Here is a 22,927-nt window from a genome sequence, read left to right on the forward strand (position 1 = left end):
AAGATAAAATCATTTAAATTTAAAATTATTTTAACTTGACAAATCAAACAAAATAAGCATAGGTGCTGTTATCAGAAGCTACTTAGCATGAGGGCAAAATTCAATGAGATGAATTCAATATTGTTGTCAAAATATTCCATAAATTAAGCTTGATATCTGAGTGTTTTAAAATTAAATCTACTAAAGTTAAGGAAAGCGATATCATCAGACAAAGTCTACAATAATAGAATTCATTAAAGGTATTCAGCAGAGTTTATTTAAGCATTCATTTGATATCAAATAACCAATTGTAAAGTAAATATAAAATGTCAAATTATAAAAATGTTATTTATATATCTTAATTAAAAATTAGTGAAGATTATTGAGAGATTTTTGTTTTTGCTTTTCCAGAAGTCTAATTTATTGTGGTTGATGATCCAGGGCATTCAATGAGTGAACCAGGAATTATTAGTGCTTTGATTGAAGTAACAGATAATTTTGAATTAGGTTGATTTTGGAAACTTACACTGTATATTAAGCATCATTGTAGGTAGTTGACTACAAAAAAGAAGATATGAGAATTCTAATTCTGGAAGGCAGTATGTTGTTGCTCTTAACTGCTATGACTACTGGTTGTGCTGATTCTTCCTCTGTGACAAAACAGCCGCAAGCCTTGCCAGCAAGTACCCAGCAGGTGACGAAGCAAACTGTATTGACCTCAACACCTACAGCGAATGAAAAAACTACAGAGCTTTCTACCCCTCAAGCCACTGTTGCCACAAATCCGACGCGCTGTGAAACTAGCCAATTATCAGTCCGGCGAATCTCCGAAGATGCTGGCGTTGGCAACGTTGGACTCACCTACGCCTTTACTAATAACGCCTCATCCCCTTGCACCTTGCACGGTTATCCGGGATTAGCATTATTGGATGCCAAAGATCGGCCTTTGGAGGGAGTTAAAGTTCTCCGCTCCCAGGACACTTACTTTTCGAGTAAACAACCTCGAGAACAACTAACTTTAGCTCCTGGGGCACAAGCCTCATTTCAGATAGCGTACAACCACGTTAGCTCCTCAGAGGAACGCTGCCCAACATCTACTAAAATTCAAATCACGCCTCCTAATGCTTACCAGCACTTTACCTTGACAGAAGAAATCATGCCTTGTACAGGCAAAGTCAGAGTAACTCCAGTACGAGCTGTTGGTACTCAACCCTAGTAAACTTCTGTACTTCACTTAAATATTCGGAAATCGCATAAATTTGATTAGAGTCTCTGATAAGTTCAGTATTGTACTGTTCCAAAAGGTGAAAAATTGTATGCAAGGAATTGATGTTTTTGATCAAGACGGCAGAGTAGATTGGACAGCAGTCAAAAACTCTGGTAAAACCTTTGCCTTTGTCAAAGCCACAGAGGGAGCTAGTATTAAAGATTCCGCTTTTGCTCATCACTGGCAGACGATGAAAGCTGTTGGTATTATTCGGGGTGCTTATCATTTCTTTCATCCACATACATCTAACCCGGTTGACCAAGCCAAGGAATTCTTAAAAACTCTAGGTAAATTAGAACCGGGAGACCTGCCACCTGTTCTTGATGTAGAGATAACTGACAAAGTCAGTAGTCAAGCTGTAATTAATGCAGCGAAGCAGTGGTTAGCAGAAGTGGAAAAAGCCCTTTTACAACAAACACAAAAACCAATCAAACCAATCATTTATACCTTCCCCAGTTTTTGGCAACAACTTGGGAATCCATCTGATTTTGCTAATTATCCGTTATGGATTGCCCACTATGGAGTTCAGAATCCAAGTATTCCTAGTGCTTGGCAGGGGCAATACCTTATCCACCAATTTGAAGGTGATGTATCTGGTGTAGCTGGTGTTAGTGGTCGAGCCGATTTGAATAGATTTAATGACTTGCAACTCGGAGATTCTGGACTAAGAGTAAAACAATTACAACAGCAGTTAAAAGATATTGGATTATATACTGATGCTATTGATGGGCATTTCACTGATTTAGTTAAAGATGCAATTGTTAGTTTTCAAAAATCTAAAGGATTACAAGCTGATGGAATTGTCGGTATAAAAACTTGGGTAACTTTACTCTGGATTTAAACCATGATAATTCTACTCAGTAAGAGCGATTCCTAAAATTTTCGTAGTCTCTGTAGATAAAACCTAGCTTTTTTTTGATGCTAACTTGGATTTTAAGAATAGCCGCTTCTACAAAAGCCCCCGCATTGCTCGGAGGGCTTTTTAATAGTCTGCATTTCTATAAGTAAGTGTGCACAATAAAACCAAACTATGTAAAAAAAGATTAACTAGTACAGCACAGCGAAAATAAACCAACCATTTTAAATGTCTGAAACCCTACAGCTAATTACCGTCTTCGCAGCTAAGCCGTGTCCTCTCCCAAGGGGAGACGCTTTAGCGCAACGAGGGTCATTACGTAGCTTGCTTCTCACCGGAGGCGAGTATTACGAATTACGCCTTGCGCCTTGCTGTACTAGACTAAAACTCTCTTTCCTCCTGCCTCCACCTACTTATCTGGCTAACATCGAAATATAGAAGAGGAAGATTTGACGTGAAAAAAACCTTTCATGACTCGTTTGAGTGAACTAAACTTAACCCGCCTGATAGCTTGATTGACTTCTACCCACTGACGTTTTCTTTTTGTTGCTTCTGGATAATCTTCACTCAGAATATCAACTGGTAATAAATACATCTTGACCCGGTAAGCTTTGCCTTGTTTGCGGTACTTATAAGTGCCTAGTTGATTCGCGTCCACTTGCCCAATCACCCCTGCTTCTTCCCAAGCTTCTTTGGCTGCTGAATCGGGTGGACTCATTCCAGAGGGAATATCTCCTTTGGGAATTACCCAGTGCTGATGGTTACGAGTTGTAATCAACAAAATTTCGACTTTACCATTGTTAACTCTATAAGGAATAACTCCAGACTGTTTAAAAACTTTGCTAATTTTTCGACCCATGCAACTTACATCCTGTACTGTTTAATTTTTTTTACAATGTTTATTTCAGAAAGTCGAGAGCTGATAGGGCGTAATTTTTGATTTATTTTTTATTTATCAATTTCTTTTCCCTACTCCCCACTGGCTTTTACATTTGTTGACCAGTTTTTAGCCGAGCTATATCACGCAAAGGTGGTGCGCCGAACAAGCGGCTGTATTCACGGCTGAACTGTGAGGGGCTTTCGTAACCCACGTAATGACTAGCTGTTGCGGCATCCATACCCTGTCCTAACATCAAGCGACGGGCTTGTTGAAGCCTAAGTTGCTTTTGATATTGTAAAGGACTCATAGTAGTGACAGATTTAAAGTGATGATGAAAAGACGACGGACTCATGCAGGCTTCACGAGCGATCGCATCGATCCGTAATGGCTTTTCGTAGTTCCATTTGAGCCAGTCGATCGCCTTGGCGATCCCCTGGAGACGCTTATCAACTAGGGCAATCTGTCGCAATCGCGCACTTTGTTTGTCTGATAACAAACGGTAGAGAATTTCTCGTACAATCAAAGGCGCAAGGATGGCAATATCTTGGGGGGTTTCCAACAACCGTAGAAGTCGGATCGCTGCATCTAGCAGTTGGGGACTAACAGAACTTAAAAACAAGCCTGGTTCTGGTTGTTGGTTAGCAGGAGCCTCTAATTTTGCTTCCATTATTAGTGTACTGAGTTCTCCTGGATCTAAATCTAGCCGCAGGCATAGATACGGTACGGTTGGCGTTGCTTCAATCACTTGACCAACCAGAGGTAGATCGATGGACACCACTAAACATTGATCTTGACCATAAACATACACATAGTCCGCCAACATTACCTGCTTCTTGCCCTGAGCGACGATGCACAGAGCAGGCTGATGCAGGGCATGGAGAGGCGCGGTTGGTTGTGAGGAGTAAATTAGGAACAATCGCTCGAACGCCGTTGCATGAACTCCATCTGTGCCACTGTTCTGTGCAATTAAAGCGGCAAGCTCACAGTGCTGCTTTGTAACTGTTTGTTCCATAATCTCCTTTCAAATCTTTTCTGAGACTAACACTTACAGCAGTTGCAATATATTCAGCCACTTTTTTTAGTCTATCTATTGAGCGTAAGCAATAAAAAGAATGCAGGATTAGGCAAGAATTTCGCAGGTTCAGAGGATCGCAGCAGGCTTTGACTCTTTTAAATTAAGAGTGTGCTGGACATCTCATCAATCAAAGGTTCCACGCAATATCGAACTATTAAAAACCTCGACTGATTGATAAACGTACAACAACTTGGAGATATTTTTTGATGACTACTAACCAACAGAAAGTCGTACTGATTACAKGCGCGAGCAGCGGTATTGGTGAGGCAACAGCACGTTTACTTGCTCGTAAGGGTATCCATGTCGTGCTGGGTGCACGGCGCACACAGCGGCTAGAAAGCCTTGTAGCTGCGATTCGCTCTGAGGGAGGCTCAGCAGAATACCAGACCCTCGATGTCACTAATCGCGCTGACTTCCAAGCCTTTGTAGAATTTGCCATCAGTAAATTCGGGCGCGTTGATGTCATCGTCAACAATGCTGGTGTGATGCCGCTCTCGAAACTAGAGGCGCTGAAGGTGGATGAATGGGACTTGACCATCGACGTGAACATTCGTGGCGTACTCAACGGTATTGCTGCCGGACTACCACTGATGAAACGCCAGGGGTTCGGTCAGTTCGTCAATCTGTCCTCCATTGGTGGACACACTGTATGGCCAACCTGCGCCGTTTACTCAGCCACCAAGTTTGCTGTACTAGCGATTAGTGAGGGGCTGCGGCAGGAAAATACTGACATTCGTGTGACAGTAATCTCGCCGGGTGTAACCGAGTCCGAACTGGCCGATAGGATCACTGATGCCGAAGCTGGCAAAGGTATGGAGGAATTTCGTAGGATTGCACTTCCGGCCGAAGCCATTGCCAAAGCGATCGCCTTTTGCATTGAGCAACCAGACGATGTGGATGTGAATGAGATTATCGTGCGTCCTACGGCTAGCGCGTATTGAATCTCAAATTATCTAAAAAAGTAAAAAGATAATTCCCATAAATTAACAACCAGAAGTCATGAGCGTCACAAACCAGCGATGGCTTCTGTTCTCTACTAGATACTGCGCCAACGCTAAAAGCGAACACAACTTGCGGGAATTTGATAAAGATGTATTATTTGCAATTTTAGGATCAGCGATCGCCGATACTTGTTACGATGAATTCTACAGTAAAATGCTCCAACTAAAAAATAGCGAGTTTACAGTGAGTGGAAAGTTAGAAGTGGCGAGTAGATGGACAGGGGAAAATCATAACTATTAACTTTTAACTTAGCACGTCCTAAACGCGCCTCAGAAAGCTAACAGCACTCTTTGTTTTGTCTACACTTCATGCCCAACTTTAATATTTTTCAAAAATGATTCTTTATTTTATGGCATAAATTTAGTGGATGCAGGCGATATGTACATAGCAGCATTCATCGCTAGGGACTAACCTATGAATAACTCCACCTATCAGCTAGACGATTTCACCTTAACATTGCCAATTTCCCAAACAGCTCGCCTAACTGCCGAGCAATTTGCTAATGAGCAGTCCAATTCTCAAAAAGCAGAGCAAGTTCGGCTGAATACTTTAGCTGTATGGGTGGTGAATGACTATTTACAGATGATGGATATTCCAACCGACAAGGAAGTTAGTGACAGTTGGAACCCCATCATGCGTCTGTGTGGGGATATAGCTGACCTACAGGTGTCCTCAGTTGGTCGTCTTGAGTGTCGCCCTATTCAAAAACACCAGCAGATATGTTCCATTCCTCCAGAAACCTGGGAAGAACGGGTGGGTTATTTAGTAGTTGAGTTTGATGAATCGCTCCAAGAAGCAAAAATATTAGGTTTTGTAGCTAGTGCCGCAACTGAAACACTATCTTTGAGAGAATTGCAACCATTGGAAGCATTTATTGATTATCTGGCTCAGTTGCGGGAATCTCCACTCGCTTCACTAGTGAATTTGAGTCAGTGGTTTGCTGGTATATTTGAGACGGGTTGGCAAACTGTTGAATCTTTGTGGAATTTGCCAGAACTCAGACCAGCTTATGCTTTTCGCAGTATTGAAACTGTGGAACCAAATACTCTTAACCGACCAGAATCATTTACTAAACGTGCAAAACTGATTGATTTGGGCATCCAAATTCTTAATCACCCTGTGATGTTGATTGTGGAAATCAGCCCCCAAAAGGATAGCCAAACTAGTATCCTCCTCCAGTTGCACGCAACTGGCAGTCAAATTTACTTACCACCAGGAGTTCATCTCACCGTTCTAGATAGTTCCGGAGCAGTCTTTTTGGATGCTCAATCTAGAAAATCAGACAATTACATTCAGTTACAGTTTCGTGGAGAACCCAGAGAAGACTTTAGCGTTAGGGTAGCATTGAATGGTATTAGTATTACTGAACATTTCCGGATTTAAAACATCTAGCTATCTTCCCTCTTTGTCGGTAATTTATAAGTGGTAAATTGATTAATTAAAAATTAAAATCGGCTTTTCGGGATTTTCAAAAAAATTATGTACACGCTTGTGACACTTGTGATCAGACATTAGAGGTTTGTGATTTTGCACAGGGAGAGGGATAGCGACGGTCATGGGTAAGTTAGTATTTCTAAAATTCGCAGAGGGTAGTTTTGAGCAAGGGTTTGCTGTCACCCTGCAAATTGGTGAAGAACGGGAGCGTGCCACAACAGAAGTCACGGGGAAGTTACCTCCATTTCCCGAAATGCCGCTCTACTATAGCCATTGGCAGTCTAGTTATCTGCACATAGGCAATCGCTATCGTCTTTATGCTGAGCAAGTACAGGTGACAAATGTATCGATGCTCCAAGACTGCGAAAACACTTCCCGTATTTTGCGGGCACGTTTTAATACCTGGCTGCGAGCAGAGGAGTTTCGCTCTATAAGAGAAAAATGGTTAGAAAGATTGTCGTCCACCGATGAAGTGCGGGTAATTTTACAAACAGAAAATAGCCAATTACAGTTATTACCCTGGCATTCGTGGGACTTGTTAGAACGCTACCCCAAGGCTGAAATCGCCCTTTCTTCACCCACTTACGATCGCATTCACAACTCACGCACTCCCAATCCTTTAGTCAATATCTTGGCAATTGTTGGTAATAGTCAAGGAATTAATACCCAAGCAGATCGAGCTTTATTACAACAATGTAGCAACGCCGAAGTCAGTTTTCTCGTTGAACCACAGCGCCAGGAATTAACTGAGCATCTGTGGGGAAAAAAGTGGGATATTCTCTTCTTTGCCGGACATAGTTCTAGTCAAGGAAATAGAGAATGCGGACGAATTTATCTGAATAAAACTGATAGTCTCACCATTGGCGAGTTAAAGTATGCTCTGAGGAAAGCCATTGAAAATGGTTTGCAACTAGCTATATTTAATTCCTGCGATGGATTGGGATTAGCGCGAGAATTGGCTGATTTGCAAATTCCTCAGATAATTGTCATGCGCGAACCGGTTCCAGACCAGGTTGCTCAAGAGTTTTTAAAGTATTTTCTCCAAGGTTTTGCTAGGGGAGAGTCTTTATATCAATCTGTACGGCAAGCACGGGAACGGTTGGAAGGACTTGAGGATCGATTTCCCTGTGCAACTTGGCTACCAATGATTTGCCAAAATCCAGCCCAGATGCCCCCCACTTGGGATGAATTAAGGTCTAAAGAGAGTGAACAGACACCAAATTTACCTGTCTCTATCAGACGCAGATTTAGCATCGCTTTGTCATTAAGCGTGGCAGTCACAACCTTGGTTTGTGGGGTGAGGTTACTGGGAATGCTGGAAAATCAAGAAATTCAAGCCTTTGACCAAATGATGCGATCGCGTCCAGAGGAGGTAATCGATCCTCGACTGCTGGTGATCACCATTGACGATGATGATTTGGCAACTCAAAGAAAAAATGGTGAATCCTTGATCGGAGCTTCAATTTCCGAAAAATCTCTCAACAAACTTCTACAAAAACTCAATCAGTACCAACCTAGAGCGATCGGCTTAGATATCTACCGTGATTTTCRAGCTAAAGACTCAAATTTAATTAATCGTCTCCAAAAAACTCCTAACTTAATTGGCGTATGTAAGGGGAGCGATGGTACAGCCAATATCGGAGGTATTCAACCGCCACCTGAAATTCCAACAACAAATTTGGGATTCAGTGACTTTATGCACGACCGTGATGGAGTCATCCGTCGTCATCTTCTATTTATGAACCAAGAGCCGACATCATTGTGTTCTGCCTCCTACTCATTCAGTCTACAACTGGCTTCCCTCTATCTGCGACGTTCAGGAATTAATGTCAAGTTTACCCCCCAAGGAAATTTGCAGTTGGGTAAGACTGTTTTTCCAAATCTCAATTCTCGTAGTGGTGGATATCAAAATATTGATGCTAATGGCGGTCAAATCTTACTCAACTACCGTTCCACAAAACAAATAGCCCAACAGGTGAAGCTAAACCAATTTTTATCCGATCCTGTTAATCCTAATGCTGTCAATAACCGAATTGTTTTGATTGGTGTGGTGTCAAGAGGAGATTCTCCAGATACCTGGCCGACACCTTACGGAGTTCCTTTGGACGAGCAAATGCCAGGAGTGTTGGTACAAGCGCATATGGTCAGCCAAATTCTCAGTGCTGTGGAAGATGGGCGGCCATTGTTACGGGTTTGGTCACTATGGTACGAAATAGTCTGGATTTGGGGCTGGTCTTTAGTGGGGGGAATCTTGGCTTGGCGAAAACTTTCATTTCCCTGGTTAACATTAATAGTCGGTGTTAGTTCTAGCATTCTGTATCTAGTTTGTTTAGGTCTGTTAATTTCGGGTGCTTGGGTACCTTTTGTGCCGTCGGCTTTATCTTTACTAGCCACTATTGGCTTGATGTCAATTTATAATTCTAAAAAAAACTAATTTCTCAGTTGAAATACTTAGGTAACGGTAAGTGTAAAGGGAGGGGAGAGTGTGGCGAAATTATAGAAAAGCAACAACCCTGACCACACTCCTTGTTTGCCCCAAGCCCAATTTAATATCTAAAATCTGATGAAGTGAGCTTTTTATGAAATCTAATTTGCAATTAATAAAATTATTTTTACTACTAGCTTTAAGCTGCACCAGTTTATTAATTAGCCAGACTTATACTGTTGGTCGTGGACTTGGCGATCGCCCTAATTCTAAAATGATTGTTGCTCAAACCCCACGCTTTGAGCAACCCCCAGTTCCAGCTGGTGGTACTCCTGGAGGACGTGTCCGGGGCGGGGCTAGCCGAGGAGAAGGATGTACAGCTGCTACACCTGACCTTACAGCTTTAGTGCCGTTTACGGAGAAAGATGGGGTGACTAATGTCTGGGCACAAACAACGTTAGAACGTCCAAGTTGGTTTTTCTATGTACCATATACCAAGGATGTGGTTAAAGCGGTGCAATTTGTGGTGCGAGAAAATTCAGACTCCAAAGACTCTAAGGAGATTTACGACGGAAAATCGATCGTTATACGAGATAAGCCAGGAGTAATACGCATTTCCCTACCTAGCAATGCTCCCGCCTTGGCGTTAAACAAAGAATACCGTTGGTTTTTCAGTATTAATTGCGACCAAGAACAAAATGCTCCTTGGACTTATGTTGAAGGGGTAATCCAACGAGTTAACCTGAATCAATCAATAGCTAAAGAATTAGAAACCGCAGAACCTCTTAAGCGCTATGCAATCTATGCCCAAAATGGGATATGGTACGAGGCACTAGCTACACTGGCTCAACTGCGCGAGAAAAATCCCAAAGATAGCACACTTCAAGCCCAGTGGCAAAATTTACTAACCAATATCAACTTAGCTGATGTTGCCAAAGAACCGCTTGTGTTGGATAACCCCTAGACTTCTAAAGCTAGGGACTGGGGATTGGGGATGAGGCAAACAGGGAGTGTGGGAGCAAAAGGAGGCGTGGGAAGAGGCCAAAAGCCAGAAGTAATAAATTTTCTTTCCCCCATACTCCCCATTGCCCCTGATCCCCACTGGGCTTTGCCCCGCTTTGCTAACGTGGGGGCCCCGAGTTCCCCATCTCCCTCATCTTTCCACTCCCCACCCCCTTACTTAGCTCCGACTAGACCATTGTGCCTGAGTAAAGCGATCGTACTCGGTTCGCGACCTCGAAAAGTCTTAAACACTTCCATTGGATGCTTACCACCACCAAGTGCCAGTACGGTATTTCGATAAAGCTGTCCTGTAGCTTTTATAGCTTCTTCATTTTCAAAACCAGCTTCTTCAAAAGCTGCAAAAGCATCAGCGCTCAGGACTTCAGCCCACTTATAACTGTAATATCCTGCTGCGTAGCCTCCTTCAAAGATGTGTCCAAAAGCACATAGCATTGAATCTTCTGGAAGTGGTGGTAAAACCGTAGTAGTCTTAGCTATACGTTGACGCACATCTGCCGGAGTTTCATTACTATCAGGACGATAGCGGTAGTGTAATTCTAAATCAACGCTGCTAAAGTGAAGCTGCCGTAACATCGCAGTACCACTCATATAATTACGCGCCGCTAACAGTTTTTGATAATAATGCTCTGGTAGAGCTTCCCCAGTTTGATAATGCTTAGCCATGCCAAATAAAGTCAGTCGCTCATAGCACCAGTTTTCCATAAACTGACTAGGTAGTTCTACTGCATCCCACTCCACATTGTTGATGCCTGCGGCTCCAGCATAATCAACCTTAGTAAGCATGTGGTGCAATCCATGACCAAACTCGTGAAACAAAGTCTCTACTTCATAAAAAGTCATTAAACTAGGTTTGCCATCGACTGGGGGAGTTTGGTTACATATCAAATAACTTACAGGTAAGCGGATGGCAGTCACACCATTTTCTTTTATTTTGGCACGATTGATGCACACATCCATCCAAGCGCCACCCCGTTTTTCAGATGGACGGCTATAGGGGTCTAAGTAGAAGTAAGCTATAGGAGAACCACTTTCATCCGCAATTTGGAAATAACGGACATCCTCATGCCATACTGGGGCTTGACCATCGGCAGGGGTGACAGTAACGCCAAACAACCGCTTGACAAGTCCAAATAAGCCATCTAGTACTTGGGGAAGGGGAAAGTAAGGACGTAATTCTTCAGCTGTAAAAGCAAATTTTGCTTCGCGTTGGCGTTCTGCCCAAAAGCTGATATCCCAGTGTTTTAAATCCTGATTTTCTTCTCCATGTGATGCGGCAAAAGCTTCGAGTTCTTTTAAGTCTTTGACAGCAGCATCATAACTGGCTTGGCGTAGTTCTTCTAACAGTGCTTCGGCTGCTTCAACATTAGGAGCCATTTTACTAGCAAGGCTCAACTCAGCATAACTTCCAAAGCCAAGTAAATCTGCGAGTTCTTGACGTAACTCTAAAATCCGCGTAATTAAGGGATTGTTATCTAAATCACCAATAGAAGCACGCGTAATATAAGCTTTGTAAAGCTTTTGGCGTAAATCTCGGCGAGTGCTGTGCTGCATGAAAGGGCCATAACTGGGAAAGTCCAGAGTAATACGCCAAGGACCATTTTCTGGTGTGGCGTCGCTATGAGCAGCCTCACGAGCCACTTGTGCTGCTAAACTGACTAAGCTTGGGGGTAAACCGTCAATTTCAGCTTTTGTTGTCAGGGTTAAGCTAAAAGCTTTAGTTGCATCCAGTACATGATTAGAGAATTTCGTAGAAAGTTCTGCTAATTCCATCTGAATGAGGTTGAAACGCTCTCTTGCTTCTCCTTCTAAGCCAACACCAGAAAGTTCTGCATCTCGGATGGCAGCTTCTACAATCCGCTGCTGGGCTGGTTCTAAACTTGCCCAACCATCGCTAGCACGCAGTTCTTTAAAAGCACTATAGATGGGTTGGCTTTGACCGAGCTTGTTGATAAACTGTACTACCTGTGGCTGGATAGTTTCATGAGCTTCCCGCAGTTCAGGGCTATTTTTAACACCCATCAAATGATTTACAGCTCCCCAACTCCAGATCAGCCGTTCAGTCAGCTTTTCTAAAGGTTCTACTAAACCTTCCCAAGTAGGCTCTACATTAGCCTCCAAAGCAGCAAGCTGCTGGTCAAGTTCTGCCAGCAATTGGTTAAAAGCTGGTACTACTCGTTCTGGTTTAATTTCTGCAAAGGAAGGTAGACCAGTGCCTTGGAGTAAAGGGTTGTCAAAAAGAATGGTACTTGCACTCATGTTTTTCTGTGAACTGCGGATGAATAGAAATCAACAATGATTTTTATTTATATATTTATATATATATCTTTTAATGTAGCGATCGCTGTGCTATTCTGTGTTGCCATTCTGGCAAAATAGCGATAAAAACTACGGGGGCATGGGACAAACAGCAAGTCTGGCAGAGGTAGTCAGGGTTGTTGCTTTTTGATAATCTCCTCACACTCCCTAGCCTCTGCCTTACTAGTCAGCTACAACCAGGGCGATCGCCAAACCGTCGTATCCTTTGCTACCCACTGTCTGGAGGGCTGTGGCACTCACACGCGGCTCAGATGCCAGTAGTTCGTTGAAACGACGCACTCCTTGGACGCTGGCATCACTACTGGCAGTATCGATTACTGCTCCGTTGCGGACGACATTATCAGCAATAATCAGGCTGCCACGACGGGAAAGTTTCAGCGCCCAAGCTAGGTAATCAGGATTGTTTGACTTGTCGGCGTCGATGAAAATCAGGTCAAATGCACTGCGACCTTCAGCTGCTAGTTGCACCAGTGTAGAGAGTGCTTGTCCAAGTCGCAACTCAACTATATCGCTCAAACCAGCGCGTGCAATGTTGCTCAAAGCAACTTCGGCGTATTTAGGATTAGCCTCCAGCGTAATTAAGTAACCGTCCTTGGGTAGCGCCCGCGCCAACCAAATTGTGCTGTAGCCACCCAGAGTACCAATCTCTAGGATAGTGCGTGCCTTTTGGAGTTGGGCTAACAATAGCAGTAGCTTACCCTGATTGGGCGAAACGTTGTGCGGTGGCAGACCAGCCGCAGCGCTGGCTTCGAGTGCTGCATCCAATACGGAGTCAGGAGGTACAAACAGCTCCGTCAGGTAACGGTCAACCGCAGTCCATTGCTCCTGAGTCATAGATGTATCCTTTCAATAAGTGTTGTTTCTGGCGAAAATATAATTTACACTACCTGCTTTACCTGTGATTTTACTAATTCGCTTGGTGCGATCGCCCCATTCTCTGTAATGATAGCTGTAATCAATTCAGCCGGGGTGACATCAAATGCTGGGTTGTAAAAATCTACACCCCTAGGCGTGAGAATTGTATCGCCGACTTGATAGATTTCTGTGGGTTCGCGTTCTTCAATCGGAATTTTGCTGCCATCGGCTAATTCAAAATCAATGGTGGAAAGGGGTGCAGCGACAAAAAAAGGTATATTATGTGCAATGGCAGCGATCGCTACGCTATATGTACCAATTTTATTCGCAGTGTCGCCGTTAGCCGCAATGCGATCGGCACCTACAACTACTGCATGAATCAAACCTTGTTTCATGCAATGGGCTGCCATGTTATCAGTAATTAATGTCACCGGAATACCTTCTTGCACACATTCCCAAGTGGTGAGTTTTGCGCCTTGCAAGCGGGGACGGGTTTCGTCGGCAAACAAACGCTCTAAACGTCCTTCTCTCCACGCAGAACGCACAACACCTAAAGCTGTACCATAACCAGCAGTAGCTAATGCTCCAGCGTTACAGTGAGTAAGCAATGTCAGTTTTTTTGGAGTTTTGGGCAATACTGCTAAACCATTGTCGCCGATCGCTTGACAGGTTTGCAAATCTTCAGTGTTGATTGCTTGGGCAGTTTGCAAGAGAATTTGCTTGATTTCTTCTACTGTTCCCAGTGTTTCGTAGGCAGTTTTCAGCATCCGGCTAATTGCCCAAAATAAATTTACTGCTGTGGGACGAGTAGAACGCAACATCTCGGCAATCTTATCTAAGTGTTGCAAAAATTCCTGGCGATCGCTCGTTTGAATTTCCCTTGCGCCGAGATACATTCCATATCCCGCAGCCACACCAATTGCAGGCGCACCCCGAACAATCATCGTTTTAATCGCCCGCGCCATCTCTTCACTGCGGTGAATTTCCACGAATGTATATTCGTTGGGTAGGCGAGTTTGGTCAATTAGTGACACTGAGTCGTTGTGCCAAATGACTGGATAAATCTGGTTTGTATAACCTGTCATAAAAAAAGGTAATATTTTTTAACTTTATTGGAATAATAAACTTTCACAGATTGAAATCAAAGCAGTTTTTCTTTGGAACAATTACAGCTTGATTTGAATTTCTGAACATGCTCTAATTTTAGCAAAACTTTATCAAATTTAAAATTTTGATTGCGAAGCTTGGCTGGAAGCTGCTTTTGCTAAATTTGTAGGTTAAAGCCTGTCCCGCAGTATTAGTAACAGGATAGTCTTATTGTCCTTTTTTTTTGGGTTTAAGATAGTGCAGATATAGTTTGACACATTATGTAATATTTCTTATATATTTTTTATTAACTCAATATTTGAATTAAAATTTTGAAAAAAGCTACAACAAAATATAAGGTTTAACTTCACTAGTAAAACCCATGAAAATATAAAGCGATCGCCTGTTGCTAAATTGATATTGGTTTTGAATAGATAATATAAGAATCTTAAAAATTGATTAGATTAAATATGTAGAGAATAAAGTGATTAAAGTTAATTTAAGCAATTATTTAATACCTGATGATTTTCGGTAATTAACTAAAGTTTAATTAAACATAATATTACAGATATTAAACTTATTGTTTTCATAAGCAATCGCCCACACTTGAGTCACAAGCGTGGGCGATTCATTTCGACAAAAAAATTAACTAAACGACAGCAGATACTTGTTGTTTAAAGAAAGCTTGCAAAACTCTTTCTGCTATTTGATGACTAGTCAAACCTAATTCTGTTTTCGATTCATTCGGTTCAGCATGGTCTACTAATACATCTGGCACACCAAACCGCTTGACAGGAACGAGAATATCTGCATCTAACAAGGCTTCAGCGATCGCACTGTTGTAAACGCCTAACACACCCTACAAAAATTTTATTGTTACCCGATTCTTCTAGTTATACTTGTATTTCTCGCAAGTGGATTTCTACCGAACAGCTTGATGATGGTTTCAACAAATTCTTTATTATCATAAAATTCATGCATCAAGGTAATAGGTTGAGAATAAAGTTCATCGTTGGAAAAGATTGATTTCCAATCTAGTTCGACGCTATTTACAACTCCAACCTCTGCCATTTTTTTGAGAAATTCATAAGCAATCAGCCCTTGACCAATGGCAGAAGGATGAATACCGTCTAAACTAAATAGTCCACCTTGTCGTAGTCGCCCAGCAGTGTCTGCGTGGTAGTATTTGGTGTTGACTTGCGGATAGACAAAGTTGAAGTATTCTGGAAAATCGTACTTCACTTGTCCAGCATTTCGCTTGAAGGCAATTTCTTGCAAGGCATCGGCAAGTTCAACAATGTGATATCGTGGTTGCCGATGTTGACTGTTCTTACTCTTGACCAGTTCTCTAATTACTTTATTGTATGTGCGAATACAGTCATCAATGTAGAGGGCATCTTGTAATGTTAGGTATAAGGTGCCAGTATTTTTAACCGTATCCTCTTCAAAGGGGAAATAAGTATAGTATTTGTAGTAAATTGAAGGTTTATTATCTCCAGGCACATCAATTTCAGTAGTTGAACCTACGCCTTTTGCTAATGGCACAATAGTTACCAGCGGTACTGTGCCAATGAAGACATTCCAATTAGGATTTTTGTTGCCCTGCATGATTGTATCAACGCGATCAAGCAATTCTTGATATTCAGCCTCAAAATCTTTGGGATGCCATAGGTTCCATTGTTCTCTTACCTCATGGAATGATTCAGGCTTTTGACTTGGGTTTTTGAGAGTCGCATTAAGGTCATTAGGAGTTTGATAAATTTCTAAACCGATGACAGTTCCCAGCGCATTGTTCGATCCTAACCAGAGAATTAAATTTTCAACTCCTTCAGTTTTGCTTGCGTGATGTCGCAGCCAATCAAGTTGGCTATAGTTGTCAAAGATAGGATTTAATGATGGGTTGAGAACTTTAAGTGCTATCCGGTAGAAGGCTGCATTAGGCAAACCTAAAAAATTAGGTTTACCGTCTCCTTTCTGATTACTAAGTTCAATTTGATATTTACAAATTTTGGGTGTAATCATCCAAGAATCAGCAACATCAAAGCCTTGAATAGCTACATTGTGGAAAAATTCAACTCCTCCTGGATAAGGCTGTTGGGCGCTACCTCCTTGCCGTTCATAGTAATCTTCAGCTTCATCAAGTATTTTCTCAAGAGTTGGCAATATGGTCAGCCAATCTAGACCGTTGATATCTGAGCCATATTTTTTCTCCAAACGCCGTAAAATCTTTTCCAGATTAGTTGGTAGTCCACCCATCAACCATTCGGGATAGAAATATTCACCACCAACTTGTAGCCCCATTGACTTGGCAATCAAAGTTGAAAAACAAAGGTCTGTCCGGGCTGCTGCCAAAGACATAAAGCCTTGAGAAATACTGTCACCAATTGTAAAGAGTTTCATAAGTTTTCCTAAATTTGATAAAGCGATCGCCCACACCTGAGTCACAAGCGTGGGCGATTTATTACTACAAAAAATTAACTAAACGACAGCAGATACTTGTTGTTTAAAGAAAGCTTGCAAAACTCTTTCTGCTATTTGATGACTAGTCAAACCTAATTCTGTTTTCGATTCATTCGGTTCAGCATGGTCTACTAATACATCTGGCACACCAAACCGCTTGATAGGAACGAGAATATCTGCGTCTAACAAGGCTTCAGCGATCGCACTACCAAAGCCACCCATGACGCAGCCTTCCTCTAAGGTAATAACACGTCCGATTTTCTTAGCTAAAGGTAAAATCAACTCGGTATCCAACGGCTTAGCGAAACGGGCATTAATCACAGTTGCTTCAATGCCATGTTCGCTCAAAATTTCAGCGGCTTGCATTCCCGGATAAACCATTGTGCCATAGCCAACGATTAACACGTCATCGCCTGTACGCAGAATTTCGCTTTTGCCGATTTCCAATGGTTCCCAGCCTTCTTCCATCAAAGGCACGCCGTAGCCATTGCCACGTGGATAACGCATAGCGATCGGGCCGCTGGTATGATTAACGCCAGTTACTATCATGCGTTGCAGTTCGGCTTCATCTTTGGGTGCCATCAGTACCATATTCGGAATGCAACGCAGATAAGCGATGTCATACATACCTTGGTGGGTGGGGCCGTCAGAACCAACAATTCCTGCCCGATCTAAGCAGAAGAAGACTGGTAAGTTCTGGATGCAGACATCATGAATTATCTGATCGTAGGCGCGTTGCAAGAAGGTAGAATAAATGGCGGCGATGGGGCGCATTCCTTCGGTCGCCAGTCCGGCTGCTAAAGTGATAGCGTGTTGTTCAGCAATGCCGACATCTATATATTGATTGGGCAGTTTTGCTTGAAGTTTATCTAAGCCTGTTCCTGTGGCCATCGCCGCAGTAATGCCGATGATTTTTGGGTTTTGTTCGGCAAGTTTTACTAAAGTGTGAGCAAAGACTTTGGCATAAGCCGGTGGTTTAGGTTTGTTGGAAGGAATAGCTTTGCCAGTTGATACATTGAAGGGACTTTGGGCGTGGTAACCTACTTGGTCTAGTTCAGCGATTTCATAGCCTTTACCCTTGACTGTTGCCACATGTACCAAAACTGGGCCTGGTATTTGATGTGCTTGTTGGAAGGTGGCAATCAATTCTTCTAAATTATGTCCATCAACTGGGCCGATATAAGTAAAGCCAAGTTCTTCAAACACTGCGCCTACCTTAGGAACAGCCAAGCGTTTCATACCTTCTTTGATGCGTCCGAGTTCGGGAGATAAAGATTCACCAACGAAGGGAATTTGCTTAAACTGTTCTTCAAGATTATCTTTGATAAATTGCACCGGCTGGCTGAGGCGCATTTTGTTCAGATAGCGAGGAATTGCACCCACATTAGGAGATATGGACATCTCGTTGTCGTTAAGAACAACCAGCAAATTAGTTTTTGGCAAGTGTCCGGCGTGGTTGATAGCTTCTAAAGCCATACCCCCTGTAAGTGCGCCATCACCAATCACAGCCACCGCTTTATATTTTTCACCTTTTAAATCTCGCGCTAAAGCCATGCCCAATGCAGCGGAAATACTGGTGGAAGCATGTCCAGCACCAAAGTGATCGAATTTGTTTTCACAACGCTTGAGGTAACCAGCAACTCCGTCTTTTTGCCGCAGAGTATGGAAGCGATCGTAACGTCCTGTAAGTAGTTTGTGGGGATAAGCTTGGTGTCCTACATCCCAAATGACTTTATCCCGATCTAAGTCCAGTGTTTGATAAAGCCCTAGTGTTAATTCTACGACACCCAACCCTGGCCCCAAATGTCCACCATTAATTGCTACGGTTTGGAGATGCTTGTCTCGAATTTGACGGGCAATTTGTTGCAGTTGCCGAACGGATAAACCGTGCAACTGATTGGGATGGGTAATTTCGCTCAGATGCATATTACAGGGTTTTCCTCTCTAATTTCTGGTTTCGGTATCTTGATTTTCCCACGGTCGGGTTATCCTCATAATCAGACTGTTACATTGTTACTAAGTTGTAGCGTAAAGTATAACTTCGTAATTTATAACGCCCAAAAATAAGTAAACTATTAACAATTCGTCAAAAAAAATTCAGAATTCTGATTTCTGAATTGAAAATATAATCAGTCCTTGGTATGAATTTTTAATGTAACTAGTAGGCATGAGGTTTATCTGTTCCCTATTCTCTTTTAAACCTACCTTACTTATCTTTGTTGTCTTGGTTCAGTATCATCAGATGTTCTGCTGTGCGATCGCCATTTTCTCAAAACAGGATAGACATATAAATAAAGTTACTCACTCATTACTTACAAATTCTGTAGTAGCTGATTAAATTAAAATTCATTACTACTTAACAAATTTTATCATCTCTTTTGTGGAAATGACAAAATATATGGTATTAGGTAGCTTGAAACAAAGGTGACAAAGTTAACTTGTAGGTAAATCTATACTAGACTACTGAGACATAGAAGAAATAATGCATACATCCAACATTAGCTTGCAATGCCAAAATAACGGGTAACAAATAAAACTTGTGCTTTTATACATAAAAGTTAGTAGCCATTAATTATACGGTGTCCATTGACATAGGTAGGGGTGTAAAGCTACCCCTACAGCCGATTAAGATGTTGCAAAGATTTTTTTTAATTAAGAAGAGCATCCAAATTTTGTCAGAACATGTTTGTCATTGCCAATCAAGCTTTAGTGCAGTCAACCAATCCGATATCTTGTGATTGCTTTGCTTTACTACATTGCGATCGCAATCATAATTCATAACCTGGGTTTGATATAACTTACATATTTGGGATGCTCTCGATATAAATTGTTTAACTTGCAACCACAAGTGACTTTTTGCGGGTGGGACGCTTGCGGTCTGATTTTTTCTTGAGTCCAACAGCTTGGGCTTCTGTACTGTCTGACCCATATTGCCCACGTACAGATTCTTTCATCGCTAATACAGCATTGTGAAATTCCCATTCTGCTAATCGCGCAGCATCCGCAGCCGCACGGTATAAAGTTAGTTTCTCAGTTTCGGCTTGTTGCTGAGCTAACATAGCTTGATAAGCTTGTTGTAAATTTGCAACAGTGGCATCACTACGAGTTGTGTTGTAGGTGGGGATGGTTTGCAAACCGTGCAATGAACTAACATTTTGACTAATCACTTGAGGGCGCAAACGGCGTGTTGTATCTGGAGTAGTCATATATTTATCCGTGAAAAGTATATATTTAATGTGCCCATCGCCACGTAAAAAATAACAGTAAGCTAAAAAAAAGGTGAAGTGCTTTATGGATATTAGTCCTAAGGGACTTCCAATTAAAAAAATATTCTATCCCTGCGGGACGCTACGCGAACGCCCTGAGGGCAGGGGAGCAGGGAGCAGGGAGCAGGGGGAGAGAAAGTCGTTTTGATGGGCATGAAATTGGATAATTTATTTTGTGAAAGTCCTTAAGAGAACATGACTGTTGACTAAATATTGTGAACATTGAGATATCTTTTATTTGTCAGAGTCACCTTTGAGGTTTGAGTGCGTAAGTTATAGTTTTGTGTTTGCAAGTCGATGCATTCACAATGCGAGTCGATACATTCACAATGCGAGTCGATGCATTCACAATGCAAGTCGATGCATTCACAATGCAAGTCGATGCATTCACAATGCGAGTCGATGCATTCACAATGCGAGTCGATGCATTCACAATGCGAGTCGATGCATTCACAATGCAAGTCGATGCCAAAGGCGAACGTGTTTGCACTACATTGAACTGAGTGCCGATAGATTAAGATGGGTACTCAAAAAAGTGAAGTCAGTTCATCAGCTTCTAAGTACACCAATGTTGCCGATTCTCGTAACCAGACACCACTCATAAAAACTAATAAGTTTAATTTTGTTGGCTAAATCTTTATTTACAAGATTTAAAGAAATTTGCTAACAAGTTAATTTATAAAGTTTTTAATTAGTTGCTTAAGCAAGGAGCTATTTATGGTGTCACTTTTGACGCGATGTCTCGCAGAATTCGTTGGAACATTTGTGCTAGTTCTTGGCGGATGTGGAAGTGCTGTTTTTGCAGCAGCATTTCCAGACGCCAAAGCTAATGAATTAGGAATTGGTTTTGTAGGTGTTTCTCTGGCTTTTGGTCTAACAGTGCTAATTATGGCCTACGCAGTTGGTCATATTTCTGGCGCTCATTTTAATCCAGCAGTGTCATTTGGTCTTTGGTCAGGAAAGCGTTTTCCTAGCTCTGAATTGCTTCCATACATTATTGCTCAGGTATTGGGAGCAATATTAGCCGCAGGTGTAGTTTATTTAATTGCCACTGGTAAACCAGGATTTACACTTTCTGGTTCCAATCCATTAGCGACAAATGGTTTTGGAGTACATTCTCCTGGAGGCTATTCATTGGCTGCTGGTTTCATTACAGAGGTTATACTGACCTTTATTTTTTTAATTGTCATCTTAGGTGCAACGGATGGTCGTGCGCCCAAGGGCTTTGCCCCAATTGCTATTGGTTTGGCACTAACATTGATTCATTTGATCAGCATACCTATAACAAATACATCCGTTAATCCTGCTCGTAGTACTGGACCGGCACTTTTTGCTGGTGTAGAACTATTTAAGCAAGTATGGCTGTTTTGGGTAGCTCCAATTTTAGGTGCGATATTAGCAGGTCTATTCTATTCAAAGGCTTTAGGCGAATCAGGCGCACCAGTTGTAGGTGAAGCAGAACGTGAAGTTTCGCCCGGTATAGATGATTATTCACGACGATAGAATTCACGAGGCAGGAGGAACCCACCTTTTAAAATGTGGGACTAAGTAAGTGGACGCTTTGGATCTCGGTTACGCCTCTCGATACAATTTTTCTTTTAAACTGGGCAACGACCCAGTACTAAAGTTTTAATTAATACTTCTTTCCTCCTGCCTCCAGCAAGAACTGCCCCCTGCCTCAAAACCCGTAACTTTGTACTTCATGCGAATGAAAACTGCTGTAGTTGTGAGATTCAAGCCTTGAACGACTGTAGTTGTTAGATTTGAAGTTGGTAAGCAATCCATAATCCACTAATGCTATATAGACGATTTGGGCGCACAGAATTACAGATGCCAGTGTTTTCCTGTGGTGGCATGAGATACCAATTCAAATGGCAGGATGTTCCTAACTCACAAATTCCTGCTGATAACCAAGCGAATTTGGAAGCAACTATCAAAAAAGCTCTGGAAGTTGGCATTAATCACATTGAAACTGCGCGCGGTTATGGCAGTTCCGAAATGCAATTAGGTAGAATATTACCCAAGTTTCCCCGCGAAAAGTTGATTATCCAGACCAAAGTCAATCCAAAGGAAGATGCGAAAGAATTTCGTGAGTATTTTGAAAAATCGTTAGCATATCTCCAGCTTGATTATGTTGACCTTTTAGGTTTACACGGCATTAATACTCCTGAGATATTGGATTACTGCATCCGTCCTGGCGGCTGTTTGGATGTGGTACGTCAGTTACAAGCAGAGGGAAAAGTGAGATTTGTTGGCTTTTCTACACATGGTCCAACAGATGTGATTGTCGAGACAATTAAGACTAACCAATTTGATTATGTGAACCTGCACTGGTACTACATTAATCAATGGAATTGGGCGGCAATTGCAGCAGCTAACTACCACGATATGGGTGTATTTATTATCAGTCCATCTGACAAAGGAGGTTTGTTATATAAACCACCACAAAAATTAGTCAATCTTTGCGCTCCTTTGAGTCCAATGGTATTTAATGATTTGTTTTGTTTGAGTCATCCACAAGTGCATACCTTGAGTTTGGGAGCAGCAAAACCAGAAGATTTTGACGAACATCTGAAGACTTTAGAACTAGTAGATAGAGCATCAGAAATTCTGCCACCGATTTTGGCACGGTTAGAAGCAGAAGCGATCGCCACTTTGGGAGAAGATTGGGTAAAAACCTGGGAGGATAATTTACCTGCACTTAACCAAACGCCTGGTGAGGTAAATATTCGAGTGATTTTGTGGTTGTGGAATTTAGCGATCGCCTACGATTTAGTAGACTATGGCAAAATGCGTTATAACCTACTTGGCAATGCTAGTCATTGGTTTCCTGGCAATAAAGGCGATCGATTAAACGAATTAGACTTGCACCAATGTCTCGCCAATAGTCCCCACGCCGATAAAATCCCAAAAATTCTTCAAAAAGCACATCAATTGTTAGTCGGTGAGGAACTGAAACGTTTGTCTGAGCGTTGAAGACTTGAAACATCGCCAGTGACGCTA

19 protein-coding genes and 1 pseudogene are annotated in these 22,927 nt (G+C 42.1%); 10 read left to right on the forward strand and 10 right to left on the reverse strand.

What is annotated here, in order from left to right; translation table 11 throughout:
- Positions 1-553: 553 nt before the first annotated feature.
- Positions 554-1,195: a DUF4232 domain-containing protein gene (locus FCR06_RS12535; protein ID WP_138500068.1), complete on the forward strand. Its 642-nt coding sequence runs from the start codon at positions 554-556 to the stop codon at positions 1,193-1,195.
- Between the two features lie 100 nt (positions 1,196-1,295).
- On the forward strand, positions 1,296-2,087 hold the full coding sequence (locus tag FCR06_RS12540) for a GH25 family lysozyme (RefSeq protein WP_138500070.1): 792 nt from the start codon (positions 1,296-1,298) through the stop codon (positions 2,085-2,087).
- Between the two features lie 436 nt (positions 2,088-2,523).
- Here the strand turns inward: FCR06_RS12540 and FCR06_RS12545 are convergent, their stop codons facing one another.
- Together FCR06_RS12545 and FCR06_RS12550 are read right to left on the reverse strand one after the other, a co-directional pair.
- Complete coding sequence (locus tag FCR06_RS12545) at positions 2,524-2,961, reverse strand: NUDIX hydrolase (RefSeq protein ID WP_138500072.1); 438 nt, start codon at positions 2,959-2,961, stop codon at positions 2,524-2,526.
- A 127-nt stretch (positions 2,962-3,088) separates the two neighbouring features.
- On the reverse strand, positions 3,089-3,994 hold the full coding sequence (locus FCR06_RS12550; protein ID WP_138500074.1) for an AraC family transcriptional regulator: 906 nt from the start codon (positions 3,992-3,994) through the stop codon (positions 3,089-3,091).
- Positions 3,995-4,263: 269 nt separating this feature from the next.
- On the opposite strand from FCR06_RS12550, the gene FCR06_RS12555 reads away from it, so the two are divergent.
- From FCR06_RS12555 to FCR06_RS12575, 5 genes are all read left to right on the forward strand, one after another.
- A complete protein-coding gene (locus FCR06_RS12555) occupies positions 4,264-4,998 on the forward strand; it encodes an SDR family oxidoreductase (RefSeq protein WP_138500076.1) in 735 nt (244 codons plus the stop codon).
- A 58-nt stretch (positions 4,999-5,056) separates the two neighbouring features.
- Positions 5,057-5,299, forward strand: coding sequence for a hypothetical protein (locus FCR06_RS12560; protein WP_138500078.1), 243 nt, complete (start codon positions 5,057-5,059; stop codon positions 5,297-5,299).
- A 174-nt stretch (positions 5,300-5,473) separates the two neighbouring features.
- Complete coding sequence (locus FCR06_RS12565; protein ID WP_138500080.1) at positions 5,474-6,442, forward strand: DUF1822 family protein; 969 nt, start codon at positions 5,474-5,476, stop codon at positions 6,440-6,442.
- A gap of 172 nt (positions 6,443-6,614) precedes the next feature.
- Positions 6,615-8,927, forward strand: a complete 2,313-nt coding sequence (locus FCR06_RS12570) for a CHASE2 domain-containing protein (protein ID WP_138500082.1) — start codon at positions 6,615-6,617, stop codon at positions 8,925-8,927.
- A 145-nt stretch (positions 8,928-9,072) separates the two neighbouring features.
- Positions 9,073-9,882, forward strand: a complete 810-nt coding sequence (locus tag FCR06_RS12575; protein WP_138500084.1) for a DUF928 domain-containing protein — start codon at positions 9,073-9,075, stop codon at positions 9,880-9,882.
- Positions 9,883-10,094: 212 nt separating this feature from the next.
- On the opposite strand, the gene FCR06_RS12580 is transcribed toward FCR06_RS12575, so the two are convergent.
- From FCR06_RS12580 to FCR06_RS12610, 8 genes and pseudogenes are all read right to left on the reverse strand, one after another.
- Positions 10,095-12,197, reverse strand: coding sequence for a M3 family metallopeptidase (locus tag FCR06_RS12580; protein ID WP_138500086.1), 2,103 nt, complete (start codon positions 12,195-12,197; stop codon positions 10,095-10,097).
- A gap of 70 nt (positions 12,198-12,267) precedes the next feature.
- Positions 12,268-12,399 carry a hypothetical protein gene (locus tag FCR06_RS34245; RefSeq protein ID WP_262984666.1) on the reverse strand — a complete coding sequence of 44 codons (132 nt, stop codon included), beginning with the start codon at positions 12,397-12,399 and terminating at the stop codon, positions 12,268-12,270.
- 20 nt (positions 12,400-12,419) lie between these two features.
- Positions 12,420-13,091, reverse strand: coding sequence for an O-methyltransferase (locus FCR06_RS12585; RefSeq protein WP_138500088.1), 672 nt, complete (start codon positions 13,089-13,091; stop codon positions 12,420-12,422).
- A gap of 44 nt (positions 13,092-13,135) precedes the next feature.
- Positions 13,136-14,197 carry an S-methyl-5-thioribose-1-phosphate isomerase gene (gene mtnA, locus FCR06_RS12590; protein WP_138500090.1) on the reverse strand — a complete coding sequence of 354 codons (1,062 nt, stop codon included), beginning with the start codon at positions 14,195-14,197 and terminating at the stop codon, positions 13,136-13,138.
- A 650-nt stretch (positions 14,198-14,847) separates the two neighbouring features.
- Positions 14,848-15,042 (reverse strand): annotated as a pseudogene (locus FCR06_RS12595) (1-deoxy-D-xylulose-5-phosphate synthase); the annotation flags it as partial.
- 32 nt (positions 15,043-15,074) lie between these two features.
- Positions 15,075-16,598 carry a hypothetical protein gene (locus tag FCR06_RS12600; RefSeq protein WP_138500092.1) on the reverse strand — a complete coding sequence of 508 codons (1,524 nt, stop codon included), beginning with the start codon at positions 16,596-16,598 and terminating at the stop codon, positions 15,075-15,077.
- Positions 16,599-16,676: 78 nt separating this feature from the next.
- Complete coding sequence (gene dxs, locus FCR06_RS12605) at positions 16,677-18,584, reverse strand: 1-deoxy-D-xylulose-5-phosphate synthase (RefSeq protein WP_138500094.1); 1,908 nt, start codon at positions 18,582-18,584, stop codon at positions 16,677-16,679.
- Between the two features lie 905 nt (positions 18,585-19,489).
- On the reverse strand, positions 19,490-19,864 hold the full coding sequence (locus FCR06_RS12610; RefSeq protein WP_138500096.1) for a hypothetical protein: 375 nt from the start codon (positions 19,862-19,864) through the stop codon (positions 19,490-19,492).
- Between the two features lie 347 nt (positions 19,865-20,211).
- On the opposite strand from FCR06_RS12610, the gene FCR06_RS32580 reads away from it, so the two are divergent.
- The 3 genes from FCR06_RS32580 to FCR06_RS12625 all read left to right on the forward strand — a co-directional run bounded on the left by FCR06_RS32580 (position 20,212) and on the right by FCR06_RS12625 (position 22,900).
- Positions 20,212-20,427: a hypothetical protein gene (locus tag FCR06_RS32580; RefSeq protein ID WP_223280121.1), complete on the forward strand. Its 216-nt coding sequence runs from the start codon at positions 20,212-20,214 to the stop codon at positions 20,425-20,427.
- A gap of 214 nt (positions 20,428-20,641) precedes the next feature.
- On the forward strand, positions 20,642-21,427 hold the full coding sequence (gene aqpZ, locus FCR06_RS12620; protein ID WP_138500098.1) for an aquaporin Z: 786 nt from the start codon (positions 20,642-20,644) through the stop codon (positions 21,425-21,427).
- A gap of 291 nt (positions 21,428-21,718) precedes the next feature.
- Positions 21,719-22,900, forward strand: coding sequence for an aldo/keto reductase (locus tag FCR06_RS12625; RefSeq protein WP_138500100.1), 1,182 nt, complete (start codon positions 21,719-21,721; stop codon positions 22,898-22,900).
- The last annotated feature ends 27 nt before the right edge of the window (positions 22,901-22,927 follow it).

The sequence above is a fragment of the Nostoc sp. PA-18-2419 genome (assembly GCF_005869855.1).
Lineage (GTDB): Bacteria > Cyanobacteriota > Cyanobacteriia > Cyanobacteriales > Nostocaceae > Nostoc.